The following is a 20,291-nucleotide window of genomic DNA, read 5'->3' as shown; positions in this document are numbered from 1 at the left end:
GCCGGCGCCCCCAAAGAGATCAATTCCCTGGGCGCCGGCAGACACCGGACATTATCTGGTGCTCGGCCTCGATAAGTCCATCATTCGATCTGCGGATTGCCCGCGCAGGCCGCGGGCAATGACGCAGATGTTACGCCGCCTCGCCTTCTTCCTTGGCGGGGGCCAGGATCTTGACCGAGCCGCCGGCCTTCTCGACCGCGGCAATGGCCGACTTGGAAGCGCCGTGCACCTCGATGGTCAGCTTGGTCTTGATCTCGCCGCGGCCGAGCAGCCGCAGGCCGTCCTTGGCGCGGCGCAGCACGCCGGCCTTGACCAGCGATTCGACGGTCACGGTCTCGCTGGCGTTGACCAGCTTGTTGTCGATCGCTTCCTGCAGACGGTCGAGATTGATCTCGGCGAAGTCCAGCCGGAAGATGTTGTTGAAGCCGCGCTTCGGCAGACGGCGATGCATCGGCATCTGGCCGCCTTCGAAACCCTTGATGCGGACGCCCGAACGCGCGGTCTGGCCCTTGCCGCCGCGGCCCGAGGTCTTGCCCTTGCCGGAACCGATGCCACGGCCGACACGCATGCGCTTCTTGCGCGAGCCGGCGTTGTCGGCGATATCGCTGAGCTTCATCGCCCTTCTCCTTATCTCTGCTTACTCGCCGACGACGCGGACGAGATGCTGAACCTTGCTGATCATGCCGCGAACCTCAGGGGTATCCTGCAGCTCGGCAACCCGGCCGATCTTGTTGAGCTTGAGGCCGATCAGCGTCGAACGCTGCGAGTGATGGCGGCGGATTGCGCTACCGGTCTGCTCGACCTTGATCGTCTTGCTGGCCTTGGCCATCGTCTTGAACTCCAGAAAGCGCTGGTCGCGCGGGTTATTCCGCCACCACTTCGGCATCGCCGCCGACGCGGCGCGACTGCAGGGTGGAGACCTTGATGTTGCGGCGGGCGGCCACCGAGCGCGGCGAATCCTGATGCTTCAGCGCGTCGAAGGTTGCGCGAACCATGTTGTAGGGATTCGACGAGCCGATCGACTTCGCCACCACGTCCTGGATGCCGAGCGTCTCGAACACCGCGCGCATCGGGCCGCCGGCGATGATGCCGGTACCGGCCGGAGCGGCACGCAGGTAGACGCGGCCGGCGCCGTGACGGCCGGCGATGTCGTGATGCAGCGTGCGGCCTTCGCGAAGCGCGACGCGCGTCAGGTTGCGCTTCGCCGATTCGGTCGCCTTGCGGATCGCTTCCGGAACTTCGCGCGCCTTGCCGTGGCCGAAACCGACCCGGCCCTTCTGATCGCCGATCACGACCAGCGCCGCAAAGCCGAAGCGCTTGCCGCCCTTGACGACCTTCGCCACGCGATTGATGTGGACGAGCTTGTCGACGAACTCGCTGTCGCGCTCCTCGCGCTCCCTGCTCCGTTCGCGTCCGCCGCGTTCGCGTTCACCTGCCATGGTGTTTTCCAATCTCTAGGAGGCCTTGCGCCTCTTTCCTCGTAATCGTTCGTAAAGTTTAGAAGCTCAATCCGCCTTCGCGCGCCGCATCCGCGAGCGCCTTGACGCGCCCGTGATAGATGTAGGCGCCGCGATCGAACACGACTTCCTTGACACCCTTCTGCGCCGCGCGCTCGGCGAGCAGCTTGCCGACCGCCTTCGCTGCATCGATGTCGGCGCCGGTCTTGCCGGCGTCGCGCATGGTCTTCTCCAGCGACGATGCGGAAGCGAGCGTCTCGCCTTTCTGGTCGTCGATGACCTGGGCGTAGATGTGCTTGGACGAGCGGAACACCGACAGCCGCGGACGGCCGCCTGCCGAGCGGCGAAGCGCAAGGCGCACGCGCTGCTTGCGCCGGGCATTCGTAACCTTGAGTGACATGACCGGCTCCGTTACTTCTTCTTGCCTTCCTTGCGGAAGATGAATTCGTTGGCGTACTTCACGCCCTTGCCCTTGTAGGGCTCCGGCGGACGGTAGGCGCGGATCTCGGCGGCGACCTGGCCGACGCGCTGCGGATCGTTGCCGGTGATCGTGATCTCGGTCGGCTTCGGCACCGCGATGGTGATGCCTTCCGGGATCGCGTAGACCACGTCGTGGCTGTAGCCGAGCGCGAGCTGCAGGTTCTTGCCCTGCATCGCGGCGCGGTAGCCGACGCCGGTGATCTCGAGCTTCTTCTCGAAGCCCTTGGTGACGCCCTCGACGAGGTTGGCGACCTGCGCGCGCGCGGTGCCGTACATCGCCTGCGCGCGGTTGGTCTTGACCCGCGGAGCGACCTTGACCTGGCCGTTCTCGAATTTCACCTCGACGTCGTCATGCACGACGAACTGAAGCTGGCCCTTCGGCCCCTTCACCTTGACGGTCTGGCCCTCGACGGTCGCCGTCACACCCGACGGGATCGCCACCGGCCTTTTGCCGATACGTGACATCGCAATATCCTTCCTCAGAACACCGTGAAGAGAACTTCGCCGCCCACGTTGGCGTCGCGCGCCTGGTGGTCAGCCATGATTCCCTTCGGCGTCGACAACACCGAAATGCCGAGACCGTTGTTCACGCGCGGCAGGTTCTTCACCGAGGCGTAAACGCGGCGGCCCGGCTTCGACACCCGCTCGATCTCGCGGATGACGGGCTCGCCGTCGAAATACTTCAGCTCGATCTCGAGCTCGCTGCGGCCCGAGGCATGCTCGACGCTGGCGTAGCCGCGGATATACCCCTCGGACTTCAGCACCTCGAGCACGTTGGCGCGCATCTTCGAGCCCGGGCTCGAGACCTTGGACTTGGAGCGCATCTGCGCGTTGCGGATGCGGGTGATGAGATCGCTGATCGGATCGTGCGTAGACATTGTTCCGACCCTCCCCTTACCAGCTCGACTTCACGAGGCCGGGAACCAGGCCCTTGGAGCCGAGTTCACGCAGCGCGATGCGCGAGAGCTTGTTCTTGCGATAGTTCGAGCGCGGACGCCCGGTCAGCTCGCAACGGTTGCGGATGCGCGTCGGCGACGAGTTGCGCGGCATCTCGGCGAGCTTCAGCGTCGCCGCGAAGCGCTCTTCCATCGGCTTGGTCTTGTCGGCGATGATCGCCTTCAGCTTCTCGCGGCGCGGGCCGGCGTTCTTCGCCATCCGCTTGCGCCGGTTGTTCTTCTCGACTGAACTCTTCTTTGCCATGCTTGGCTCCTGGGTATCCGCGTTTGAGTGGCTTTGGCTCAGCTACTCACTGCCGGAACGGGAAATTGAAAGCGGTCAACAAGGCACGCGCCTCGTCGTCGGTCTTGGCGGTGGTGCAGACCGTGATGTCCATGCCACGCGCTTCCGAGACCTTGTCGAAGTCGATCTCGGGGAAAATGATGTGCTCCTTGATGCCGAGCGAATAGTTGCCGCGGCCGTCGAAGCTCTTCGGGTTCAGGCCGCGGAAGTCGCGGACGCGGGGCAGCGCCACGTTCACCAGGCGGTCGATGAACTCGTACATATGGGCCTTGCGCAGCGTGACCTTGCAGCCGATCGGCTGGTTCTCACGCAGCTTGAAGGTCGCGATCGCGATCCGCGAATAGGTCACGATCGCCTTCTGGCCGGCGATCTGGGTCAGCTCGGCGGCGGCGGTCTCGGCCTTCTTGCGGTCGTTGACGGAGTCGCCGACGCCCATGTTGAGCACGACCTTGTCGAGGCGCGGCACCTGCATCACGTTGGCATAACCGAACTTCTCGGTCATCATGCCGCGGATCTTCTTGTCATACTCCGCGCGCAGACGCGGCGTGTAAGCTGTATCAGCCATCGATCTCTGCTCCCGAGCTCTTGGCAACACGAACCTTCTTGCCATCGGCCTGAATCTTGAACCCGATGCGGGTCGGCTTTCCGTCCTTGCCGACATACGCAATGTTCGAAAGGTCGATCGGCATCTCCTTGGAGATGATGCCGCCTTCCTGGGTCTGGGTCTGCTTCTGGTGGCGCTTCACCATGTTGATGCCGCGAACGAGAGCCTTGTTCTCGTCCGGACGCACCTCGAACACCTCGCCGGTGCGACCCTTGTCGCGGCCGGTGAGCACCATCACCTTGTCGCCCTTGCGGATCTTGGCAGCCATCACAGCACCTCCGGCGCGAGCGAAATGATCTTCATGTGGTTCTTGGCGCGCAGCTCGCGGGGCACCGGCCCGAAGATACGGGTGCCGACCGGCTCGGACTGATTGTTGATCAGCACGGCGGCGTTGCGGTCGAAGCGGATGACCGACCCGTCGGCGCGGCGGATGTCCTTGCGGACCCGGACCACGACGGCCTTCATCACGTCGCCCTTCTTCACCTTGCCACGCGGAATGGCTTCCTTGATCGACACAACGATAACGTCGCCCACGGTGGCATAGCGGCGCTTGGAACCTCCAAGAACCTTGATGCACATGACACGGCGTGCGCCTGAATTATCGGCCACGTCGAGGTTGGTCTGCATCTGAATCATTGATGCACCTCGTCCTCTTTCTGCGCTTTAGCGCGCTCAAAATTTCCCTGAATTCCCTCGGCCAGGCCGAAGCAATCAGGCCGTTTTCTTGTGTTCGCCCCGGACCACGGTCCAGCGCTTCAGCTTCGAGATCGGCTTCGATTCCTCGATCCAGACCATGTCGCCCGGCTTGAACTGGTTGTTCTCGTCGTGCGCGTGGTAGTTCTTGGAACGGCGGATCGTCTTCTTGTAGATCGGGTGGGTGAAGCGGCGATCGACGCGCACCACGATGGTCTTGGCTTGCTTGTCGCTGACGACCACGCCCTGCAGAGTACGTTTCGGCATAGCTGGCCCCTTACTTCTTCTTCGCGCGCTGCTGGGCAGCGATGGTCTTGATACGAGCGATGTCGCGGCGGGCTTCCCGCATCCGCGAGGTGTTCTCCAGCTGCCCGGTGGCGCGCTGGAAACGCAGGTTGAAGCGCTCCTTCTTCAGGTTCAGGATCGCGTCTTCGCGCTGGTCGTCGCTCATCGCGCGAATGTCTTCAACTTTCATCTCGGCCATGGCGATTACTCCGCAATGCGCGCAACGAAGCGCGTCTTGATCGGCAGCTTGGCGGCGGCGAGCGACAGCGCTTCCTTCGCGGTCTGCACCGGCACGCCATCGATCTCGAACATCACGCGGCCCGGCTTAATCCGGACCACCCACAATTCCGGGGCACCCTTGCCGGAGCCCATGCGGACTTCGGCGGGCTTCTTCGACACCGGCACGTCCGGGAACACGCGGATCCAGACGCGGCCGGCGCGCTTCATGTGACGGGTCAGCGCGCGGCGGGCGGCTTCGATCTGGCGGGCGGTGACGCGGTCAGGCTCCATCGCCTTGAGGCCGAACTGGCCGAACGCCAACGTCGCGCCAGAGGTCGCAACGCCGTGGATACGGCCCTTATGCGCCTTCCGGAACTTCGTTTTCTTAGGTTGCATCATGGCTTTAAGCCCTCAAATTCCTGCTTTGCCTCAAGCGGCGTCGCGGCGCGAACGCGGCGTGTTGTCGCCCTCGGCCATCTTCTTGTCCTGGGCCATCGGATCGTGCTCGAGGATCTCGCCCTTGAAGATCCAGACCTTGACACCGCAGGTGCCGAAGGTCGTGAACGCGGTGGCAACGCCGTAGTCGACGTCGGCGCGCAACGTGTGCAGCGGCACGCGACCTTCGCGGTACCACTCCATGCGCGCGATTTCGGCGCCGCCGAGACGGCCCGAGCAGTTGATGCGGATGCCCTCGGCACCGAGACGCATCGCGGACTGCACGGCGCGCTTCATGGCGCGGCGGAACGCGACGCGGCGCTCGAGCTGCTGGGCGATCGATTCAGCGACCAAGGTCGCGTCGAGCTCCGGCTTGCGGATTTCGACGATGTTGATCACGACGTCCGACGAGGTGATGTCGGCGACCTTCTTGCGCAGCTTGTCGATGTCGGCGCCCTTCTTGCCGATCACGACGCCCGGACGGGCCGAGTGGATCGTCACGCGGCACTTCTTGTGCGGACGCTCGATCACGATGCGGGCGACGGCCGCCTGCTTGAGCTCCTTGTGCAGGATCTCGCGGATCTTGACGTCCTCGTGCAGGAGCTTGCCGTATTCCTGCTTGCCGGCGAACCAACGGGAGTCCCAGGTCCGGTTGATGCCGAGACGCAGCCCGATTGGATTGATCTTTTGACCCATCGTCTTCTCCTGCGCCCTTCTTAAGCGCTTGCCTCGGCCTCGACCTGACGAACCACGATGGTCAGGTGCGAGAACGGTTTGAACACACGGCCCGAACGGCCACGGCCGCGCGGAGCAAAACGCTTCATCACGATGCCGTTGCCGACATGCGCCTCGGCAACGACGAGATCGTCGACATCGAGGTCATGGTTGTTCTCGGCGTTGGCGATCGCCGATTCCAGGCACTTCTTGACGTCGACCGCGATCCGCTTGCGCGAGAACTGCAAGTCGGCGAGCGCAGCGGACGCCTTGCGGCCGCGGATCAGCTGCGCCACCAGGTTGAGCTTCTGCGGGCTGACGCGCAGCATGCGGGCGACGGCCTTGGCCTCATTGTCCGCGAGGCTACGTTCGCGCTTTGGTTTGCTCATCGTCTATTCCTCAAGCCTTCTTGGCTTTCTTGTCGCCCGAGTGGCCGTGGAAGGTCCGGGTCGGCGAGAACTCGCCGAACTTGTGACCCACCATTTCCTCGTTGATCGCCACCGGCACATGCTTCTGGCCGTTGTAGACACCGAAGGTCAGGCCGACGAACTGCGGCAGGATGGTGGAGCGGCGGCTCCAGATCTTGATGACGTCGTGACGGCCGGACGCGCGGGCGGCATCTGCCTTCTTGAGCAGAGAACCCTCGACGAACGGGCCTTTCCAGACTGAACGAACCATGTCCGGCGTTCCTTACTTCTTCCGCTTGTGGCGGCTGAGGAGAATGAATTTGTTGGTCGACTTGTTGGTGCGGGTCTTCTTGCCCTTGGTCGGCTTGCCCCACGGAGTGACCGGGTGGCGACCGCCCGAGGTACGACCTTCACCACCGCCGTGCGGGTGATCGATCGGGTTCATGACGACGCCGCGGTTGTGCGGACGCCAGCCGAGCCAGCGGGTACGACCGGCCTTGCCGATCGAGATGTTCATGTGATCCGGGTTCGAGACCGCGCCGATCGTGCCGCGGCAACGGCCGTGCACGAGACGCTGTTCGCCCGAGTTCAGGCGGATGATCACGTAATCCTGGTCGCGGCCGACGATCTGGGCATAGGTGCCGGCGGAGCGCGCCAGCTGGCCGCCCTTGCCGATCTTCAGCTCGATGTTGTGCACGATCGTGCCGACCGGCATGTTGCCGAGCGGCATGACGTTGCCCGGCTTGACGTCGACATAGTTGCCGGCGACGACGGTGTCGCCCGCCGCCAGGCGCTGCGGTGCCAGGATGTAGGCCAGCTCGCCGTCCTGATACTTGATCAGCGCGATGAACGCGGTGCGGTTCGGATCGTACTCCAGCCGCTCCACGACCGCCGGCACGTCCACCTTGTCGCGGCGGAAGTCGACGGTGCGGTAGGCCTTCTTGTGGCCGCCGCCGCGGAAACGCACGGTGATGCGACCGGTGTTGTTGCGACCGCCATTGCCGAGCTTGCCCTCGGTCAGGGTCTTCACCGGCTTGCCCTTGTAGAGCGCCGAACGATCGACCATGACCAGCTGGCGCTGGCCCGGCGTCGTGGGATTAAAGGTTTTCAATGCCATCGTCGTTGCGCCTTATAGTCCGGTAGTCACGTCGATGCGGTGGCCCTCTTCCAGGGTCACGATCGCGCGCTTGGTATCCGACTGCGAGCCGAGATTGCCGCGGAACACCTTGGTCTTGCCCTTGCGAACGAGCGTGTTGACGCTCTTCACCTTGACGTCGAACAGCTTCTCGACCGCTTCCTTGATCTGCGGCTTGGTGGCCTTGCCGGCGACCTTGAACAGCACCTTGTTGTGCTCGGAAGCGAGCGTCGCCTTTTCCGTCACGACCGGCGAGATGATGACGTCGTAGTGGCGCGGATCGATGTTCTTCATTTGAAGCGCGCCTCCAGCGCATCAACCGCAGCCTTGGTCAGCACCAGCTTCTGGCGGCGGAGAATGTCGTAGACGTTGATGCCCTGGATCGGCAGCACGTCGATGTTCGGAATGTTGCGGGCCGCGGTCGCGAAACCGGCGTTGAGCTCGGCGCCGTCGATGATCAGCGCGTTGGTGAGCCCGAGGCCGGAGAAGTGACCGAGCAGCGCCTTGGTCTTGGCGGCCTCGAGCTGCGCATTGTCGATCACGATCAGCCCGCCGTCCTTGGCCTTGGCCGACAGCGCATGCTTCAGCGCGAGCGCGCGCACCTTCTTCGGCAGGTCGGTCGCGTGCGAGCGAACAACCGGACCGAACGCACGGCCACCGCCGCGGAACTGCGGCACGCGGGCCGAGCCGTGACGGGCGCCGCCGGTGCCCTTCTGCTTGTACATCTTCTTGCCGGTGCGCCAGATCTCGGCGCGGCCCTTGGCCTTGTGGGTACCGGCCTGGCGCTTGTTCAGCTGCCACTGCACGCAGCGCTGGATGATGTCGGCGCGCGGCTCGAGACCGAAGATCGCGTCCGAGAGCTCGACGGATCCGGCGTCCTTGCCTTCAAGGGTCGTGACTTTCAGTTCCATCTCACGCGCCCTCCTTCTCGGCCGAAGCCTCGGCAGCTTCGCCGCCGGCAACCTTGAACTTGCCGGGCTTCGGAGCGTCCTTCGGCAGCGGCTTCTTGACGGCGTCGCGCACCGAGATCCAGCCGCCCTTGGAGCCGGGAACGGCGCCTTCGACGAGGATCAGGCCGCGCTCGACGTCGGTCGAAACCACGCGCAGGTTGAGCGTGGTGATGCGGTCGACGCCCATGTGACCGGGCATCTTCTTGTTCTTCCAGGTCTTGCCGGGGTCCTGACGGCCACCGGTCGAACCGATCGAACGGTGCGAGATCGACACACCGTGGGTGGCGCGCAGACCGCCGAAATTCCAGCGCTTCATGCCGCCGGCGAAGCCCTTACCGATCGAGGTGCCGGTCACGTCGACAAACTGGCCGACCACGAAATGGTCCGCCTGGATTTCCGCGCCGACCGGGATCAACGCGTCCTCGGACACGCGGAACTCGGCGACCTTGCGCTTCGGTTCGACCTTGGCGACTGCGAACTGGCCGCGTTCGGCCTTGGGCATATACACGGTCTTGCGGGCGCCCGAGCCGAGCTGAAGAGCGACATAGCCGTTTTTCTCGGTCGTGCGGTGGCCCAGCACCTGGCAGTTGCCCAACTTCAGCACGGTCACAGGGATATGTTCGCCGGTCTCCGTAAAGACCCGCGTCATCCCGACCTTTTGTGCGATCACTCCGGAGCGCATCGGCGTGCTTCCTGTCTTTCTGTCCGCTAGCGGCGGACGTAAAAATCCAAAACCTTAGAGCTTGATCTCGACGTCGACACCGGCGGCCAGGTCGAGCTTCATCAGCGCATCGACGGTCTGCGGGGTCGGGTCGACAATGTCGAGGAGGCGCTTGTGGGTGCGCATCTCGAATTGCTCGCGGCTCTTCTTGTCAACGTGCGGCGAACGGTTGACGGTGAACTTCTCGATGCGGGTCGGCAGCGGAATCGGTCCGCGAACCTGCGCACCGGTGCGCTTCGCCGTGTTCACGATCTCGCGGGTCGACGTATCGAGGATTCGATGGTCGAACGCCTTGAGACGGATGCGAATATTTTGGCCGTTCATTGCCGTATTCTTTCTTTAGTGAGTGGCGAGTAGCGAATAGCGAATGGAGTGACCCACTCGCTACTCGCCATTCCCTATTCGCGTAGTTACTCGATGATCGCGGCGACGACGCCGGCGCCGACGGTGCGGCCGCCTTCGCGGATCGCGAAGCGCAGCTTCTCTTCCATCGCGATCGGCACGATCAGGTGCACTTCCATCGCGATGTTGTCGCCCGGCATCACCATCTCGGTGCCTTCCGGCAGGTGCACGACACCGGTCACGTCGGTGGTGCGGAAGTAGAACTGCGGACGGTAGTTGGTGAAGAACGGGGTGTGGCGACCGCCCTCTTCCTTGGTGAGGATGTAAGCCTCAGCCTTGAACTTGGTGTGCGGCTTGACCGAACCGGGCTTGCACAGCACCTGGCCACGCTCGACTTCCTCGCGCTTGGTGCCGCGGAGCAGCGCACCGATGTTGTCGCCGGCCTGGCCCTGATCGAGCAGCTTGCGGAACATTTCGACGCCGGTGACGATGGTCTTCTGGGTGTCGCGGATACCGACGATTTCGATTTCCTCGCCGACCTTGATCACGCCGCGCTCGACACGGCCGGTGACGACGGTGCCGCGGCCGGAGATCGAGAACACGTCTTCAACCGGCATCAGGAACGGCTGGTCGATCGGACGCTCCGGCTGCGGGATGTACTCGTCGACATTGCGCATCAGCTCGAGGATGGCGTCGTGGCCGAGCTTCTTGTCCTTGTCCTCGAGGGCGGCGAGCGCCGAGCCCTTGATGATCGGGATCTTGTCGCCCGGGAATTCGTACTTCGAGAGCAGCTCGCGGACTTCGAGCTCGACGAGCTCGAGCAGCTCCGGATCGTCGACCATGTCGCACTTGTTGAGGAACACGACGAGCGCGGGCACGCCGACCTGGCGGGCGAGCAGGATGTGCTCGCGGGTCTGCGGCATCGGGCCGTCAGCAGCCGACACGACCAGGATCGCGCCGTCCATCTGGGCGGCACCGGTGATCATGTTCTTCACGTAGTCGGCGTGGCCGGGGCAGTCGACGTGGGCGTAGTGGCGGTTGGTCGTCTCGTACTCGACGTGCGCGGTCGAGATCGTGATGCCGCGGGCCTTCTCTTCCGGCGCCTTGTCGATCTGGTCGTAGGCGGTGAACGTCGCGCCGCCGGTTTCTGCGAGCACCTTGGTGATCGCTGCGGTCAGCGAGGTCTTGCCATGGTCGACGTGACCGATGGTGCCGATGTTGCAGTGGGGCTTGTTACGTTCGAATTTAGCTTTGGCCATTTGACTCTCCGTTCAATCGTTGACTGCCATCAACGACAATCAGGCAAACTTCTTCTGGACTTCAGCCGACACGTTCGCCGGAGCTTCGGCGTAGTGATCGAACTGCATGGTGAAGGTCGCGCGACCCTGGCTCATCGAGCGCAGGTTGTTCACGTAACCGAACATGTTCATGAGCGGCACCATCGCGTTGATGACGTTGGCGTTGCCGCGCATGTCTTGGCCCTGGATCTGGCCGCGCCGGGAATTCAGGTCGCCGATGACCGAACCGGTGTAGTCTTCCGGGGTCACCACCTCGACCTTCATGATCGGCTCGAGCAGAACGGACTTGCCCATCTGCAGCGCCTCGCGGAAGCAGGCGCGCGTGGCGATTTCGAAGGCCAGCGCCGACGAGTCGACGTCGTGGAACTTGCCGTCGATCAGCTGCACCTTGACGTCGACGATCGGGAAGCCCGCGACCACGCCGGACGACAGCACGCTCTCGAGACCCTTCTCGACGCCGGGGATGTATTCCTTCGGAACCGCGCCGCCGACGATCTTCGATTCGAACTCGTAGCCCTTGCCGGCTTCGTTCGGCTCGACGACCAGGGTCACGGCCGCGAACTGGCCGGTACCGCCGGTCTGCTTCTTGTGGGTGTAGCTGTGCTCGACCCGCTTGGTGACACGCTCGCGGAACGCCACCTGCGGCGCGCCGATATTGGCGTCGACCTTGTAGGTGCGCTTGAGGATGTCGACCTTGATGTCGAGATGCAGTTCGCCCATGCCCTTGAGGATCGTCTGGCCGGACTCGTGGTCGGTCGACACGCGGAAGGACGGATCCTCGGCGGCGAGCTTGGCCAGCGCCACGCCCAGCTTCTCCTGGTCGGCCTTCGACTTCGGCTCGATCGCGATCTCGATCACCGGCTCCGGGAATTCCATCTTCTCGAGGATCACCGGCTTGTTGGGATCGCACAGCGTGTCGCCGGTGCGCGCTTCCTTCAGGCCGGCCAGCGCGACGATGTCGCCGGCATAGGCTTCCTTGATGTCTTCGCGGTTGTTCGCATGCATCAGCAACATCCGCCCGATCCGCTCCTTCTTCTCGCGGGTCGAGTTGATGACGCCGGTGCCCGACTGCAGGATGCCGGAGTAGATGCGGCAGAAGGTGATGGTGCCGACGAAGGGGTCGTCCATGATCTTGAACGCGAGCAGCGCCAGCGGCTCCTTGTCGTCCGCCTTGCGCACGACCTCGTTGCCGTCCTCGTCGGTGCCCTTGATCGCGGGCACGTCGATCGGCGACGGCAGGTAGTCGACGACGGCGTCGAGCAGCGGCTGCACGCCCTTGTTCTTGAACGCGGAGCCGCACAGCACCGGATAGAACGCGCCGGTCAGCACGGCCTTGCGGATCAGGCGCTTCAGGGTCGCCTCGTCCGGCTCCTTGCCGTCGAGGAACGCAGCCAAAGCGTCGTCGTCGAGCTCGACGGCGGCTTCCACCATCTTCTCGCGATATTCCTTGGCCTGCTCGACCAGATCTTCCGGAATGTCGACATAGTCGAACTTGGCGCCGAGCGATTCATCGTTCCAGATGACGCCCTTCATCTTCACGAGGTCGACGAGACCCTTGAAGTTGCTCTCGGCACCGATCGGCAGCTGGATCGCGATCGGCTTGGCGCCGAGGCGGTCGACGATGTCGGACAGGCACTTGAAGAAGTCGGCGCCGGTCTTGTCCATCTTGTTGGCGAAGACGATGCGCGGAACCTTGTACTTGTCGCCCTGGCGCCAGACGGTCTCGGTCTGCGGCTCGACACCCTGGTTGGAGTCGAGAACGCAAACGGCGCCGTCGAGCACGCGCAGCGAACGCTCGACCTCAATGGTGAAGTCGACGTGGCCGGGGGTGTCGATGATGTTCAGGCGCTTGCCGTTCCAGAACGCGGTGGTCGCAGCCGAGGTGATCGTGATGCCACGCTCCTGCTCCTGCTCCATCCAGTCCATCGTCGCAGCACCTTCGTGCACTTCGCCGATCTTGTGGCTCTTGCCGGTGTAATACAGGATGCGCTCGGTGGTCGTGGTCTTGCCGGCGTCGATATGCGCCATGATACCGAAGTTGCGGTAGTCCTCGATGGCATGTTGGCGGGGCATGAGACTGTTCCTTAAATTCCGTTGTTCGCCTTACCAGCGATAGTGCGAGAACGCGCGGTTGGCTTCCGCCATCCGGTGCACGTCTTCACGCTTCTTGACGGCGTTACCGCGATTGTTCGAGGCGTCGAGCAACTCCGCCGAGAGACGCTCCGTCATGGTCTTCTCGTTGCGCTCGCGGGCAGCCGAGATCAGCCAGCGGATGCCGAGCGCCTGACGGCGCACCGAGCGGACCTCGACCGGGACCTGGTAGGTCGCGCCGCCGACGCGGCGGGAACGAACCTCGATGGTCGGCATCACGTTCTCGAGCGCCTGCTCGAACACGCCGAGCGGGTTCTGCTTGGTCTTGGCCTCGATCATGCCGAGCGCACCGTAGACGATGTTTTCGGCAACCGACTTCTTCCCGGCGTACATCACCGAGTTCATGAACTTCGTAATGATGATGTTCCCGAACTTCGGATCCGGAAGAACTTCACGCTTCTCGGCAGAATGGCGACGCGACATCTGATCGGTTCCCGCTTACTTCGGACGCTTCGCGCCGTACTTCGAACGACGCTGCTTACGGTTCTTGACGCCCTGGGTATCCAGCACGCCGCGGAGGATGTGGTAGCGCACACCGGGCAAGTCCTTGACGCGGCCGCCGCGGATCATGACCACCGAGTGCTCCTGCAGGTTATGGCCCTCACCCGGGATGTAGCCGATCACCTCGAAGCCGTTGGTCAGGCGCACCTTGGCGACCTTACGAAGCGCCGAGTTCGGCTTCTTCGGGGTCGTGGTGTAGACGCGCGTGCACACGCCGCGCTTCTGCGGCGACTGCTGCAGCGCCGGCACCTTCTTACGCGACTTCTGCACTTCACGCGGATTTGCGATCAGCTGGTTGATCGTCGGCATGCAGCCTTCACCCTTTAGTTCGCGCGAAAACCTTGAATGGCTCCGCAAATTTCTTCTCAGGACTAGCCGTCCCGCACGGCCCGCTCGACACGGAACAAACAACCGCGCAAAGCGAAATCGCGCCAACCACTCATCGCTGAGCGGAAAGCGCATCGACGCCACAGAGGACCGCGATCCCGGACCGATCAGCGCTCGCTGTTCGGTCCGCCACCGAGGTCATGCATCCGAAATCACTCTCAAGAGGACGTGCTCAAGAGAACCAATATCGTCCTGGCATTGCCTAGCTATCATCGACAGCGTTTGAGCGGCATTCGTCGAGGTTGGTGCCCGTCCGGCTCCTTAAAAAGGACCTTCGGGTGTTCCGTTCCGACGCTGGCGTAGCTCACCGCCTGTCGTTAAGTGGGCGCCTTGTATAATCGAGAGATAGTGAAGTCAAGCAAAACGACAAGCAAAGAAACGCCTCCGGCACTTGCGGATTTCGCATTTCGCCGAGGTTCGGCGCAAGGCGAAATGTGACGGTCGACCGATCTCCCCGCGCCCCCATCCGAATCTTCGGGCGCGTGCGGAATCATATTATACCCGGGTAAAATATGAATAGAAACAACTCTCCCCAAGTTAGTCCCGAAGGCAAACTTCGGAACTAAGCCTTTATTTGCCATTCGCAGCGCAAAAATCGGGTCACGGCCACGGAAATTCTCATGCGGTACACCGACATCGCAATCATCGGCGGCGGTCTTGCGGGCTCGACCGCAGCCGCCATGCTTGGCCGTGCCGGGATACCGACGGTCCTGATCGACCCCCACCACGTCTATCCGTTCGATTTCCGTGTCGAAAAGATCGGCGGCGACCTCCAGCTCGAGCGATTCGCCAGGACCGGCCTTGCCGAATCGGTGCTCCGCTCGGCGACGCTGGACGGCGAGAACTGGATCGCGCGATTCGGCCGGTTGCTCGACCGGCAGCCGAGCCGGCAATACGGCATCATGTACGACGCGCTGATCTCTGCGATTCGGAACGAGATCGCCGGGCCGGCGGAATTCATCTGCGACAAGGTGATCAACGTCGCGACCAGCTCCGAGCGGCAGCGGCTCGTGCTTGCCGATGGCGAGGAGATCTCGGCGCGCCTTGTGGTGCTTGCCAACGGCCTGAACATCGGACTGCGCCGGATGCTCGGCATCGAGCGGCTGGTCACGAGCTTCTGCCACTCGATCTCGCTCGGGTTCGACTTCGTTCCCGTCGGCCGCCCCGCCTTCCCGTTCGCGGCCATGACCTATTTCTCGGAGCGGCCGAGCGACCGCATCCCCTACATTACGCTGTTTCCGGTCGGAGACCGGATGCGCGCCAACCTCTTCACCTATCGCAAGGCCGACGATCCCTGGCTGCGGGCGATGCGGCGCAATCCGGTCGAGACGCTGAACGCCGCGCTGCCGCGGCTGCGCCGGCTCACCGGCGAGTTCGACATCGCCGGCGATATCAAGATCAGGCCCGCCGACATCTATGTCAGCACCGGCTATCGGCAGGCCGGCGTCGTGCTGGTCGGCGATGCCTTCGCCAGCACCTGCCCCGTCACCGGCACCGGCACCGACAAGGTGTTCACCGACGTCGCCCAGCTCTGCAACATCCACATCCCGGCCTGGCTGTCGACCGAAGGCATGGGCGAGGAGAAGATCACCGCGTTCTACGACGATCCGGTCAAGACCGCCTGCGACGCCTGGTCGAACGCCAAGGCATTCAGCTTCCGCGAGGTGTCGGTCGGCAGCGGGCCCATCTGGCAGGCCCAGCGCTGGGCACGCTTCTTCGGCTATCTCGGCCGGGGCTGGCTGCGCCGGCTGCACAACCCCGCGGCGGCGGCGTCAACGACGCGGCCGGCCAATCACTTCCGGCAACGTCCGCAAGCCGCGGACCGGGCGTAAGGTAAGATCTAGCGCTCGGCCGTCGCCCGCGACGCGGCGCGGGCCTCACGCCTCCTCATCCTCGTCTTCGTCCTCATCTTCATCATCGTCATCATCCGCGTCGTCGGCGTCCTCGTCGTGATTCAGATGTCCCTGGTCGTCCCACAGCTTGCGATAGACGCCATTGCGGGCCAGCAGTTCCTCGTGCGAGCCGCGTTCGATCGCCCTGCCGCCGGAGATCACGATGATCTCGTCCATCTCGACCACCGAAGTCAGGCGATGCGTCGACCAGATCATGGTGCGGCCCTCGGCGACCTTGAGCAGCGTGCGGTTGATCGCAGCCTCCGTGGTCTGGTCGAGCGCCGAAGTCGCCTCGTCGAGCAGCAGAACGGACGGGTTGCGGATGATCGCGCGCGCGATCGCGATGCGCTGGCGCTGGCCGCCCGACAGGGTATCTCCGCGCTCGCCGACCGGCGTGTCGTAGCGCTGCGGCAGGCTCATGATGTAGCGATGGATCTCGGCCTTCCGGGCGGCGTCCTCGACCTCCGAGTCGGTCGCGCCTTCCTTGCCGAGCCGGATGTTCTCGCGGATCGACATGTTGAACAGCATGTTCTCCTGGAACACGACCGCCATGTTCGCGCGCAGCGACTCGCGCGTCACCCGGCGGATATCGACGCCGTCGATCGTGACGCGGCCCTCGTCCGGCACGTAGAGCCGCAGGATCAGGTTGATCAGCGTGCTCTTGCCCGAGCCGCTGGGACCGACGATCGCAATGCTTTTGCCGGCATTGAGCTTCAAGCTGAGATTGTCGAGCACCGGCGTCTGCGCCCCCTCATACTGGAAGGTGACGCGATCGAAGGAGATGTCGTTGGTGATGCGCGGCAGGTCCGGCGCGCCGGGACGGTCGGCGCCGCGGGTCGGCTCGTCGAGCAGTTCCTGGATGTGCCGTACCGCCGCCGCCGACTGGATCGACACCGGGATGAAATGCATCAGATGGGCGATGTTGTACGACACCTCCCAGAACGCACTCTCGAAGGTCACGAAGGTGCCGACGGTGATCTGCCCCTTGGTGGCGAGATAGGCGCCGATCGCCAGCACCACGAGGTGGAGCAGCAGCACCGCGATGGTGACGGTGCGCTCCACCATGGTCGACAGGAACATGGCTGACGCGGCCTTGGCCCGGACCTCGCGGTTGCGCATCGTGAACCAGCCTAGCGCCCGGCGCTGCAGATTGAACGCCTTCACCACCGCCTGGGCGGCAACGTTCTCCTGCACGGTTCCGAGCAGCGCGGCCTCGTTCTGCTTCTGCTCGTAATTGGCCTGCACCGCTTTCGGCGTCAGGATGCGCGGTCCGATCAGGGTAATCGGAAACACCAGCAAGGCGACCACGGCAAGCTGCCAGTTCAGGAACAGCATCAGGATGATGCCCGCGACCAGCTCGAGGCCCGGCAGCGCCGCGCTGTTGGCAAAGGTCTTGACCGAGCCCTCGAACGCCGACAGATCGATCGAGAAGCGCGACAGGATCTCGCCGCGCTTGGTGCGCGCGAAATAGGCCGACGGCAGGTTCTGGACATGGTCGAACAGCCGCGACCGCACGTCGGCGATGATGCCGGCGGCAAGCCGCGCATCCCAGCGCTCGTACCAGACCGCGATGATCGAGGTGACGATGCCGGCCACCGCGAGCACGCCGAGGATCTTGTAGAGGGCTCCGAAATCCTCCTCGCCGAGCGCGTCGTCGATCAGGAATTTCAGGCTGAGCGGCATGATGACGTTGAACAACGTCTCGACCAGCACGCCGAAGGCGACGCAGGCGAACGGCTTCTTGTAGTTCGCCAGGATCGGCCTGACGAAGCCAAAGATCGTGGAGAGCGCGCCGGCGGCTTCCTTGGCGGTGAAGACGACGAGGTCCTCGTCATCATCGTCGTCATCGAGCTCGAACTCGTCGTCCGCGTCCTCATCCTCTTCGTCGTCAGCCGGCGCCGCGGCTGCCTTTGTGGAGGCGGCCGCCGCGGGCGTACCGGACGCGGGCTTCTTCTTCAGCTCGGGATCGTCGGCCGCCGCTCTCGTCGGATCGTCTGATGCAGGAGGTCTTGGCGCCATGAAACCAACCGATGCTCCACGGCCGGCATGACCGCAAATCGAAACCGCAGCTGATAACACTGCGGCCGCAATTCTATGCGATCATGGCGAATTCGGCAAAGCGTTTGGAACGGCCGACGCGCCGCCGCACGCTCGCGCGGAATCGCGGAGCACAGCATTGCCGCCGTTTGACAGCTGGTTGACACAAGGCCGGTCGCCTGGCGGCAAAGGCTTCCGCTCGGTGCCGCTAGTCGTCGAGGTCGGCTTCGACCTTGTCGAAGAAGGAATAGCGCAGGCTGTCGGAGTCGGCGTACCACTGCCCCGGCCCCTTGTTGGCGGCCAGCGTCAATGTCCACAGCGCATCGGTGCAGTCGCGGCGGTGCATCGACAGGTCGAAGCCGTTGCCGAAGAACAATTCCGACCATTCCCACCAGGTGCCGAGCTTCTTCACCCCGCGCAGCAGGTCGTAGCGGTCGATCACCGCCGGCGCCATGTCGGAGGTCACCGACGCGAACACGACGCCGGTCTTGACCACGCGGTTGAGCTCGCGCACCCCGCGCACGACCTGCTTCTCGCCGAGATGGCACAGCGAGGTCTCGAACACGAAGTCGAACTCGTTGGCCTTGAACGGCATGTCGGCGATCGAGCCGAGCTTGTTGTACTTCTTGAGCGCCTTAGGCGTCTTGCCGTGGATGTAGCGGTTGTTCTCGATGCCCCAGGCATCGATGCCACGTTCGCGCAGCGCGCCGACCAGTTCGCCGCTGGCGGAGCCGGCGATCAGCAGCTTGTAGCCCTTCGCCCTGCCCCACACCGTCTTGATCAGGTCCGTCAGATAGGCGGGGTCGGTGAAGTTGCGCCAGGCCTCGCTGTAGGGCCCGGCCCCGCGATAATTGTCGAAATAGCTGCGATCGATCTTGTCGGACAGCGCGCCCTCCTCCTGCGCGCGGGCGCGGCGCAGCCGCATCATCTCGGTGAGGATGATGTCGGTCGCGGCATCGGAGGAATCGAGCAGCCCGTTCAGCGTCGAATCGAACAGATAGTCGCCGACCACCACGATGCCGGGGTGCTCCTTCGGCTCCGGCCGGTGGTTGGTCATGACGTCGCGCACCGGCAGACCGCCCGGCAGCGCGTTGACCGACGACAGCCAGCGATGGATCTTGCCTTCCAGGAAATGCTCGCGCGCATCGCCGAGCGAGGCCGGCAGCGACTTCAACGCGGCATCGATCAGCTCCTGGTCGCTGAGATTGGCGAAGGCAAGCGCATCCGAGCCTGCGATCAGCCAGTTCAGCACGCCGTGCTTGCCGACATCGTGGCGCGCCCCCTCATTGTAGACGCAGCAGCCGCCGAACGCTTCCGACATGAACCAGGCGCCCGGGATCTTCTCGCCCCAGAACGGCTCGTCGAACAGGATCGAGACCCGCAGATAATGCGCGGGCCGGTCGAAATAGGCGACGTGCTTGACCATCGACTTGCGCAGCTGTTCGCCGTCCCAGCGCATGGTCGCGAGCCAGGAGTGCGGCAGGCAGACCAGCACGAGATCGAAGTCGCGCGTCTCCGGCCCCTTGCCGTTCATCATGTTGAGCTGGTAGCGGCCACCGGCGGTCTTGCCGACCTTGAGCACGCGATGGTTGAGCTGGATGTCGGCGCTGACTTCCGAACGCAGACAATCGATCAGCTGCTCGTTGCCGTTCTGGATCGAATACAGGCCGATATAGCCGTCGACGTCCATCACGTAGTTCTTCAGCGCGTTGAGGCCGTTGGTGTTGTGGCTCTCGGTCGCGATGTCGGAACGCGCCATCACCTTGAAGAAGCGCTTGGCGGTCGCGTCCTCGACCTCCTCGTCGAGGACCTGCTCGGCGGTCTTGTAGGCCCACGGGTGTTCGTTGTCGTGGGCGCCGACGCCCTCGTAATATTCGATCGGCGACACCAGGTCGCTGCAACGCTTGCGGAACGCCTCGATCGCGGCCGCGGTCTTCGCCCCGTATTTGCGGCGCATGCCGGGAACGTCGGCGAGCAGCTCGCCGTCGAGCTGCACCTGCTCCGCATCCATCGGGATCGTCTGCAGGCCGAAATGCTGGATCAGTTCGCGGAGCGGGTCCGGCCCCGTCATGGAGTAATCATAGATCTCGGCGACGCCGGCCTCATACATCGCGGGCGCAGTGTCGAATTTGCGCGTGACGATCTTGCCGCCGAGGCGGTTCGACGCCTCGAAGATGGTAACGCGGCAGAGGTCGCCGAGTTTGCGCTTCAAATACCAGGCGCTCATCAGCCCCCCGGGGCCGCCGCCTACGATAGCCAAGTCGAGCATATGGATTCCGTCGTCTCCGGCGCGAGCCAAACAACCGGTCTAAGTCACCCTAGCAAAGGCACTTTTTTGCCTGAA

Annotated in this window: 28 protein-coding genes; 1 reads left to right on the top strand and 27 read right to left on the bottom strand. The window is 63.8% G+C overall.

Annotated features, from left to right (window positions below):
- Window positions 1–130 precede the first annotated feature (130 nt).
- The 25 genes from rplO to rpsL form a co-directional block, all read right to left on the bottom strand.
- A complete protein-coding gene (rplO, locus tag E2I15_RS03695; protein WP_137483448.1) occupies window positions 131–616 on the bottom strand; it encodes a 50S ribosomal protein L15 in 486 nt (161 codons plus the stop codon).
- Window positions 617–637: 21 nt separating this feature from the next.
- Entirely contained in the window at window positions 638–829 is a 192-nt protein-coding gene (gene rpmD / locus E2I15_RS03690) for a 50S ribosomal protein L30 (protein WP_024578582.1), read from the bottom strand.
- 34 nt (window positions 830–863) lie between these two features.
- The gene (gene rpsE / locus E2I15_RS03685) at window positions 864–1,439 is read right to left on the bottom strand and encodes a 30S ribosomal protein S5 (protein WP_016843761.1); all 576 of its coding nucleotides are present in this window, start codon (window positions 1,437–1,439) and stop codon (window positions 864–866) included.
- A gap of 58 nt (window positions 1,440–1,497) precedes the next feature.
- On the bottom strand, window positions 1,498–1,857 hold the full coding sequence (gene rplR, locus E2I15_RS03680) for a 50S ribosomal protein L18 (protein WP_016843760.1): 360 nt from the start codon (window positions 1,855–1,857) through the stop codon (window positions 1,498–1,500).
- A gap of 11 nt (window positions 1,858–1,868) precedes the next feature.
- Window positions 1,869–2,402: a 50S ribosomal protein L6 gene (gene rplF, locus E2I15_RS03675; RefSeq protein WP_024578581.1), complete on the bottom strand. Its 534-nt coding sequence runs from the start codon at window positions 2,400–2,402 to the stop codon at window positions 1,869–1,871.
- Window positions 2,403–2,416: 14 nt separating this feature from the next.
- Window positions 2,417–2,815, bottom strand: coding sequence for a 30S ribosomal protein S8 (rpsH, locus tag E2I15_RS03670; protein ID WP_018272133.1), 399 nt, complete (start codon window positions 2,813–2,815; stop codon window positions 2,417–2,419).
- A gap of 16 nt (window positions 2,816–2,831) precedes the next feature.
- A complete protein-coding gene (gene rpsN / locus E2I15_RS03665) occupies window positions 2,832–3,137 on the bottom strand; it encodes a 30S ribosomal protein S14 (protein WP_016843757.1) in 306 nt (101 codons plus the stop codon).
- A gap of 46 nt (window positions 3,138–3,183) precedes the next feature.
- Window positions 3,184–3,741 carry a 50S ribosomal protein L5 gene (rplE, locus tag E2I15_RS03660; RefSeq protein ID WP_050420398.1) on the bottom strand — a complete coding sequence of 186 codons (558 nt, stop codon included), beginning with the start codon at window positions 3,739–3,741 and terminating at the stop codon, window positions 3,184–3,186.
- Complete coding sequence (rplX, locus tag E2I15_RS03655; RefSeq protein WP_016843755.1) at window positions 3,734–4,048, bottom strand: 50S ribosomal protein L24; 315 nt, start codon at window positions 4,046–4,048, stop codon at window positions 3,734–3,736. Before rplX ends, rplE begins: the two co-directional genes overlap by 8 nt.
- Window positions 4,048–4,416, bottom strand: a complete 369-nt coding sequence (rplN, locus tag E2I15_RS03650) for a 50S ribosomal protein L14 (RefSeq protein WP_011473865.1) — start codon at window positions 4,414–4,416, stop codon at window positions 4,048–4,050. Before rplN ends, rplX begins: the two co-directional genes overlap by 1 nt.
- Before the next feature lie 75 nt (window positions 4,417–4,491).
- Window positions 4,492–4,740 (bottom strand): 30S ribosomal protein S17, encoded by a 249-nt coding sequence (gene rpsQ / locus E2I15_RS03645; RefSeq protein ID WP_016843754.1) that lies wholly within the window; start codon window positions 4,738–4,740, stop codon window positions 4,492–4,494.
- A gap of 10 nt (window positions 4,741–4,750) precedes the next feature.
- Window positions 4,751–4,957, bottom strand: a complete 207-nt coding sequence (rpmC, locus tag E2I15_RS03640) for a 50S ribosomal protein L29 (protein ID WP_016843753.1) — start codon at window positions 4,955–4,957, stop codon at window positions 4,751–4,753.
- 5 nt (window positions 4,958–4,962) lie between these two features.
- Window positions 4,963–5,376 carry a 50S ribosomal protein L16 gene (rplP, locus tag E2I15_RS03635; RefSeq protein WP_018272134.1) on the bottom strand — a complete coding sequence of 138 codons (414 nt, stop codon included), beginning with the start codon at window positions 5,374–5,376 and terminating at the stop codon, window positions 4,963–4,965.
- 30 nt (window positions 5,377–5,406) lie between these two features.
- On the bottom strand, window positions 5,407–6,108 hold the full coding sequence (rpsC, locus tag E2I15_RS03630) for a 30S ribosomal protein S3 (RefSeq protein ID WP_018272135.1): 702 nt from the start codon (window positions 6,106–6,108) through the stop codon (window positions 5,407–5,409).
- 20 nt (window positions 6,109–6,128) lie between these two features.
- Window positions 6,129–6,515 carry a 50S ribosomal protein L22 gene (gene rplV, locus E2I15_RS03625; RefSeq protein WP_018272136.1) on the bottom strand — a complete coding sequence of 129 codons (387 nt, stop codon included), beginning with the start codon at window positions 6,513–6,515 and terminating at the stop codon, window positions 6,129–6,131.
- 10 nt (window positions 6,516–6,525) lie between these two features.
- Window positions 6,526–6,804, bottom strand: a complete 279-nt coding sequence (gene rpsS, locus E2I15_RS03620) for a 30S ribosomal protein S19 (protein WP_018272137.1) — start codon at window positions 6,802–6,804, stop codon at window positions 6,526–6,528.
- 12 nt (window positions 6,805–6,816) lie between these two features.
- Window positions 6,817–7,650, bottom strand: coding sequence for a 50S ribosomal protein L2 (rplB, locus tag E2I15_RS03615; RefSeq protein WP_018272138.1), 834 nt, complete (start codon window positions 7,648–7,650; stop codon window positions 6,817–6,819).
- Window positions 7,651–7,662: 12 nt separating this feature from the next.
- The gene (locus E2I15_RS03610) at window positions 7,663–7,962 is read right to left on the bottom strand and encodes a 50S ribosomal protein L23 (RefSeq protein WP_016843746.1); all 300 of its coding nucleotides are present in this window, start codon (window positions 7,960–7,962) and stop codon (window positions 7,663–7,665) included.
- On the bottom strand, window positions 7,959–8,579 hold the full coding sequence (gene rplD, locus E2I15_RS03605; protein WP_016843745.1) for a 50S ribosomal protein L4: 621 nt from the start codon (window positions 8,577–8,579) through the stop codon (window positions 7,959–7,961). The genes E2I15_RS03610 and rplD overlap by 4 nt, the downstream gene beginning before the upstream one ends.
- Before the next feature lies 1 nt (window position 8,580).
- Window positions 8,581–9,300 (bottom strand): 50S ribosomal protein L3, encoded by a 720-nt coding sequence (rplC, locus tag E2I15_RS03600; protein ID WP_137483449.1) that lies wholly within the window; start codon window positions 9,298–9,300, stop codon window positions 8,581–8,583.
- A 54-nt stretch (window positions 9,301–9,354) separates the two neighbouring features.
- Window positions 9,355–9,663: a 30S ribosomal protein S10 gene (rpsJ, locus tag E2I15_RS03595; RefSeq protein WP_002712302.1), complete on the bottom strand. Its 309-nt coding sequence runs from the start codon at window positions 9,661–9,663 to the stop codon at window positions 9,355–9,357.
- Between the two features lie 86 nt (window positions 9,664–9,749).
- Window positions 9,750–10,940 carry an elongation factor Tu gene (tuf, locus tag E2I15_RS03590; protein WP_018272140.1) on the bottom strand — a complete coding sequence of 397 codons (1,191 nt, stop codon included), beginning with the start codon at window positions 10,938–10,940 and terminating at the stop codon, window positions 9,750–9,752.
- Between the two features lie 39 nt (window positions 10,941–10,979).
- Window positions 10,980–13,052, bottom strand: a complete 2,073-nt coding sequence (gene fusA / locus E2I15_RS03585) for an elongation factor G (RefSeq protein WP_137483450.1) — start codon at window positions 13,050–13,052, stop codon at window positions 10,980–10,982.
- 30 nt (window positions 13,053–13,082) lie between these two features.
- Entirely contained in the window at window positions 13,083–13,553 is a 471-nt protein-coding gene (gene rpsG / locus E2I15_RS03580) for a 30S ribosomal protein S7 (RefSeq protein WP_016843741.1), read from the bottom strand.
- Window positions 13,554–13,568: 15 nt separating this feature from the next.
- A complete protein-coding gene (rpsL, locus tag E2I15_RS03575; protein ID WP_006611834.1) occupies window positions 13,569–13,940 on the bottom strand; it encodes a 30S ribosomal protein S12 in 372 nt (123 codons plus the stop codon).
- 698 nt (window positions 13,941–14,638) lie between these two features.
- Here rpsL and E2I15_RS03570 point away from each other — a divergent pair.
- Entirely contained in the window at window positions 14,639–15,850 is a 1,212-nt protein-coding gene (locus E2I15_RS03570) for an FAD-dependent oxidoreductase (RefSeq protein WP_137483451.1), read from the top strand.
- A 45-nt stretch (window positions 15,851–15,895) separates the two neighbouring features.
- Here E2I15_RS03570 and E2I15_RS03565 read toward each other — a convergent pair whose 3' ends face one another.
- Together E2I15_RS03565 and E2I15_RS03560 are read right to left on the bottom strand one after the other, a co-directional pair.
- Window positions 15,896–17,929 (bottom strand): ABC transporter ATP-binding protein, encoded by a 2,034-nt coding sequence (locus E2I15_RS03565; protein ID WP_137483452.1) that lies wholly within the window; start codon window positions 17,927–17,929, stop codon window positions 15,896–15,898.
- A gap of 226 nt (window positions 17,930–18,155) precedes the next feature.
- On the bottom strand, window positions 18,156–20,216 hold the full coding sequence (locus E2I15_RS03560) for an FAD-dependent oxidoreductase (protein WP_137483453.1): 2,061 nt from the start codon (window positions 20,214–20,216) through the stop codon (window positions 18,156–18,158).
- Window positions 20,217–20,291: the final 75 nt, after the last annotated feature.

It is taken from the genome of Bradyrhizobium sp. BR2003 (assembly GCF_009720285.1).
GTDB classification, from domain to species: Bacteria; Pseudomonadota; Alphaproteobacteria; order Rhizobiales; family Xanthobacteraceae; genus Bradyrhizobium; species Bradyrhizobium elkanii.
This window is presented reverse-complemented; position numbering and strand designations above follow the sequence as displayed.

Bases quoted from the DNA above. Each gene is read 5' to 3' on its own strand.
- rplO (WP_137483448.1), bottom strand. From the start codon at position 616: ATGAAGCTCAGCGATATCGCCGACAACGCCGGCTCGCGCAAGAAGCGC.
- rpmD (WP_024578582.1), bottom strand. From the start codon at position 829: ATGGCCAAGGCCAGCAAGACGATCAAGGTCGAGCAGACCGGTAGCGCA.
- rpsE (WP_016843761.1), bottom strand. From the start codon at position 1,439: ATGGCAGGTGAACGCGAACGCGGCGGACGCGAACGGAGCAGGGAGCGC.
- rplR (WP_016843760.1), bottom strand. From the start codon at position 1,857: ATGTCACTCAAGGTTACGAATGCCCGGCGCAAGCAGCGCGTGCGCCTT.
- rplF (WP_024578581.1), bottom strand. From the start codon at position 2,402: ATGTCACGTATCGGCAAAAGGCCGGTGGCGATCCCGTCGGGTGTGACG.
- rpsH (WP_018272133.1), bottom strand. From the start codon at position 2,815: ATGTCTACGCACGATCCGATCAGCGATCTCATCACCCGCATCCGCAAC.
- rpsN (WP_016843757.1), bottom strand. From the start codon at position 3,137: ATGGCAAAGAAGAGTTCAGTCGAGAAGAACAACCGGCGCAAGCGGATG.
- rplE (WP_050420398.1), bottom strand. From the start codon at position 3,741: ATGGCTGATACAGCTTACACGCCGCGTCTGCGCGCGGAGTATGACAAG.
- rplX (WP_016843755.1), bottom strand. From the start codon at position 4,048: ATGGCTGCCAAGATCCGCAAGGGCGACAAGGTGATGGTGCTCACCGGC.
- rplN (WP_011473865.1), bottom strand. From the start codon at position 4,416: ATGATTCAGATGCAGACCAACCTCGACGTGGCCGATAATTCAGGCGCA.
- rpsQ (WP_016843754.1), bottom strand. From the start codon at position 4,740: ATGCCGAAACGTACTCTGCAGGGCGTGGTCGTCAGCGACAAGCAAGCC.
- rpmC (WP_016843753.1), bottom strand. From the start codon at position 4,957: ATGGCCGAGATGAAAGTTGAAGACATTCGCGCGATGAGCGACGACCAG.
- rplP (WP_018272134.1), bottom strand. From the start codon at position 5,376: ATGATGCAACCTAAGAAAACGAAGTTCCGGAAGGCGCATAAGGGCCGT.
- rpsC (WP_018272135.1), bottom strand. From the start codon at position 6,108: ATGGGTCAAAAGATCAATCCAATCGGGCTGCGTCTCGGCATCAACCGG.
- rplV (WP_018272136.1), bottom strand. From the start codon at position 6,515: ATGAGCAAACCAAAGCGCGAACGTAGCCTCGCGGACAATGAGGCCAAG.
- rpsS (WP_018272137.1), bottom strand. From the start codon at position 6,804: ATGGTTCGTTCAGTCTGGAAAGGCCCGTTCGTCGAGGGTTCTCTGCTC.
- rplB (WP_018272138.1), bottom strand. From the start codon at position 7,650: ATGGCATTGAAAACCTTTAATCCCACGACGCCGGGCCAGCGCCAGCTG.
- E2I15_RS03610 (WP_016843746.1), bottom strand. From the start codon at position 7,962: ATGAAGAACATCGATCCGCGCCACTACGACGTCATCATCTCGCCGGTC.
- rplD (WP_016843745.1), bottom strand. From the start codon at position 8,579: ATGGAACTGAAAGTCACGACCCTTGAAGGCAAGGACGCCGGATCCGTC.
- rplC (WP_137483449.1), bottom strand. From the start codon at position 9,300: ATGCGCTCCGGAGTGATCGCACAAAAGGTCGGGATGACGCGGGTCTTT.
- rpsJ (WP_002712302.1), bottom strand. From the start codon at position 9,663: ATGAACGGCCAAAATATTCGCATCCGTCTCAAGGCGTTCGACCATCGA.
- tuf (WP_018272140.1), bottom strand. From the start codon at position 10,940: ATGGCCAAAGCTAAATTCGAACGTAACAAGCCCCACTGCAACATCGGC.
- fusA (WP_137483450.1), bottom strand. From the start codon at position 13,052: ATGCCCCGCCAACATGCCATCGAGGACTACCGCAACTTCGGTATCATG.
- rpsG (WP_016843741.1), bottom strand. From the start codon at position 13,553: ATGTCGCGTCGCCATTCTGCCGAGAAGCGTGAAGTTCTTCCGGATCCG.
- rpsL (WP_006611834.1), bottom strand. From the start codon at position 13,940: ATGCCGACGATCAACCAGCTGATCGCAAATCCGCGTGAAGTGCAGAAG.
- E2I15_RS03570 (WP_137483451.1), top strand. From the start codon at position 14,639: ATGCGGTACACCGACATCGCAATCATCGGCGGCGGTCTTGCGGGCTCG.
- E2I15_RS03565 (WP_137483452.1), bottom strand. From the start codon at position 17,929: ATGGCGCCAAGACCTCCTGCATCAGACGATCCGACGAGAGCGGCGGCC.
- E2I15_RS03560 (WP_137483453.1), bottom strand. From the start codon at position 20,216: ATGCTCGACTTGGCTATCGTAGGCGGCGGCCCCGGGGGGCTGATGAGC.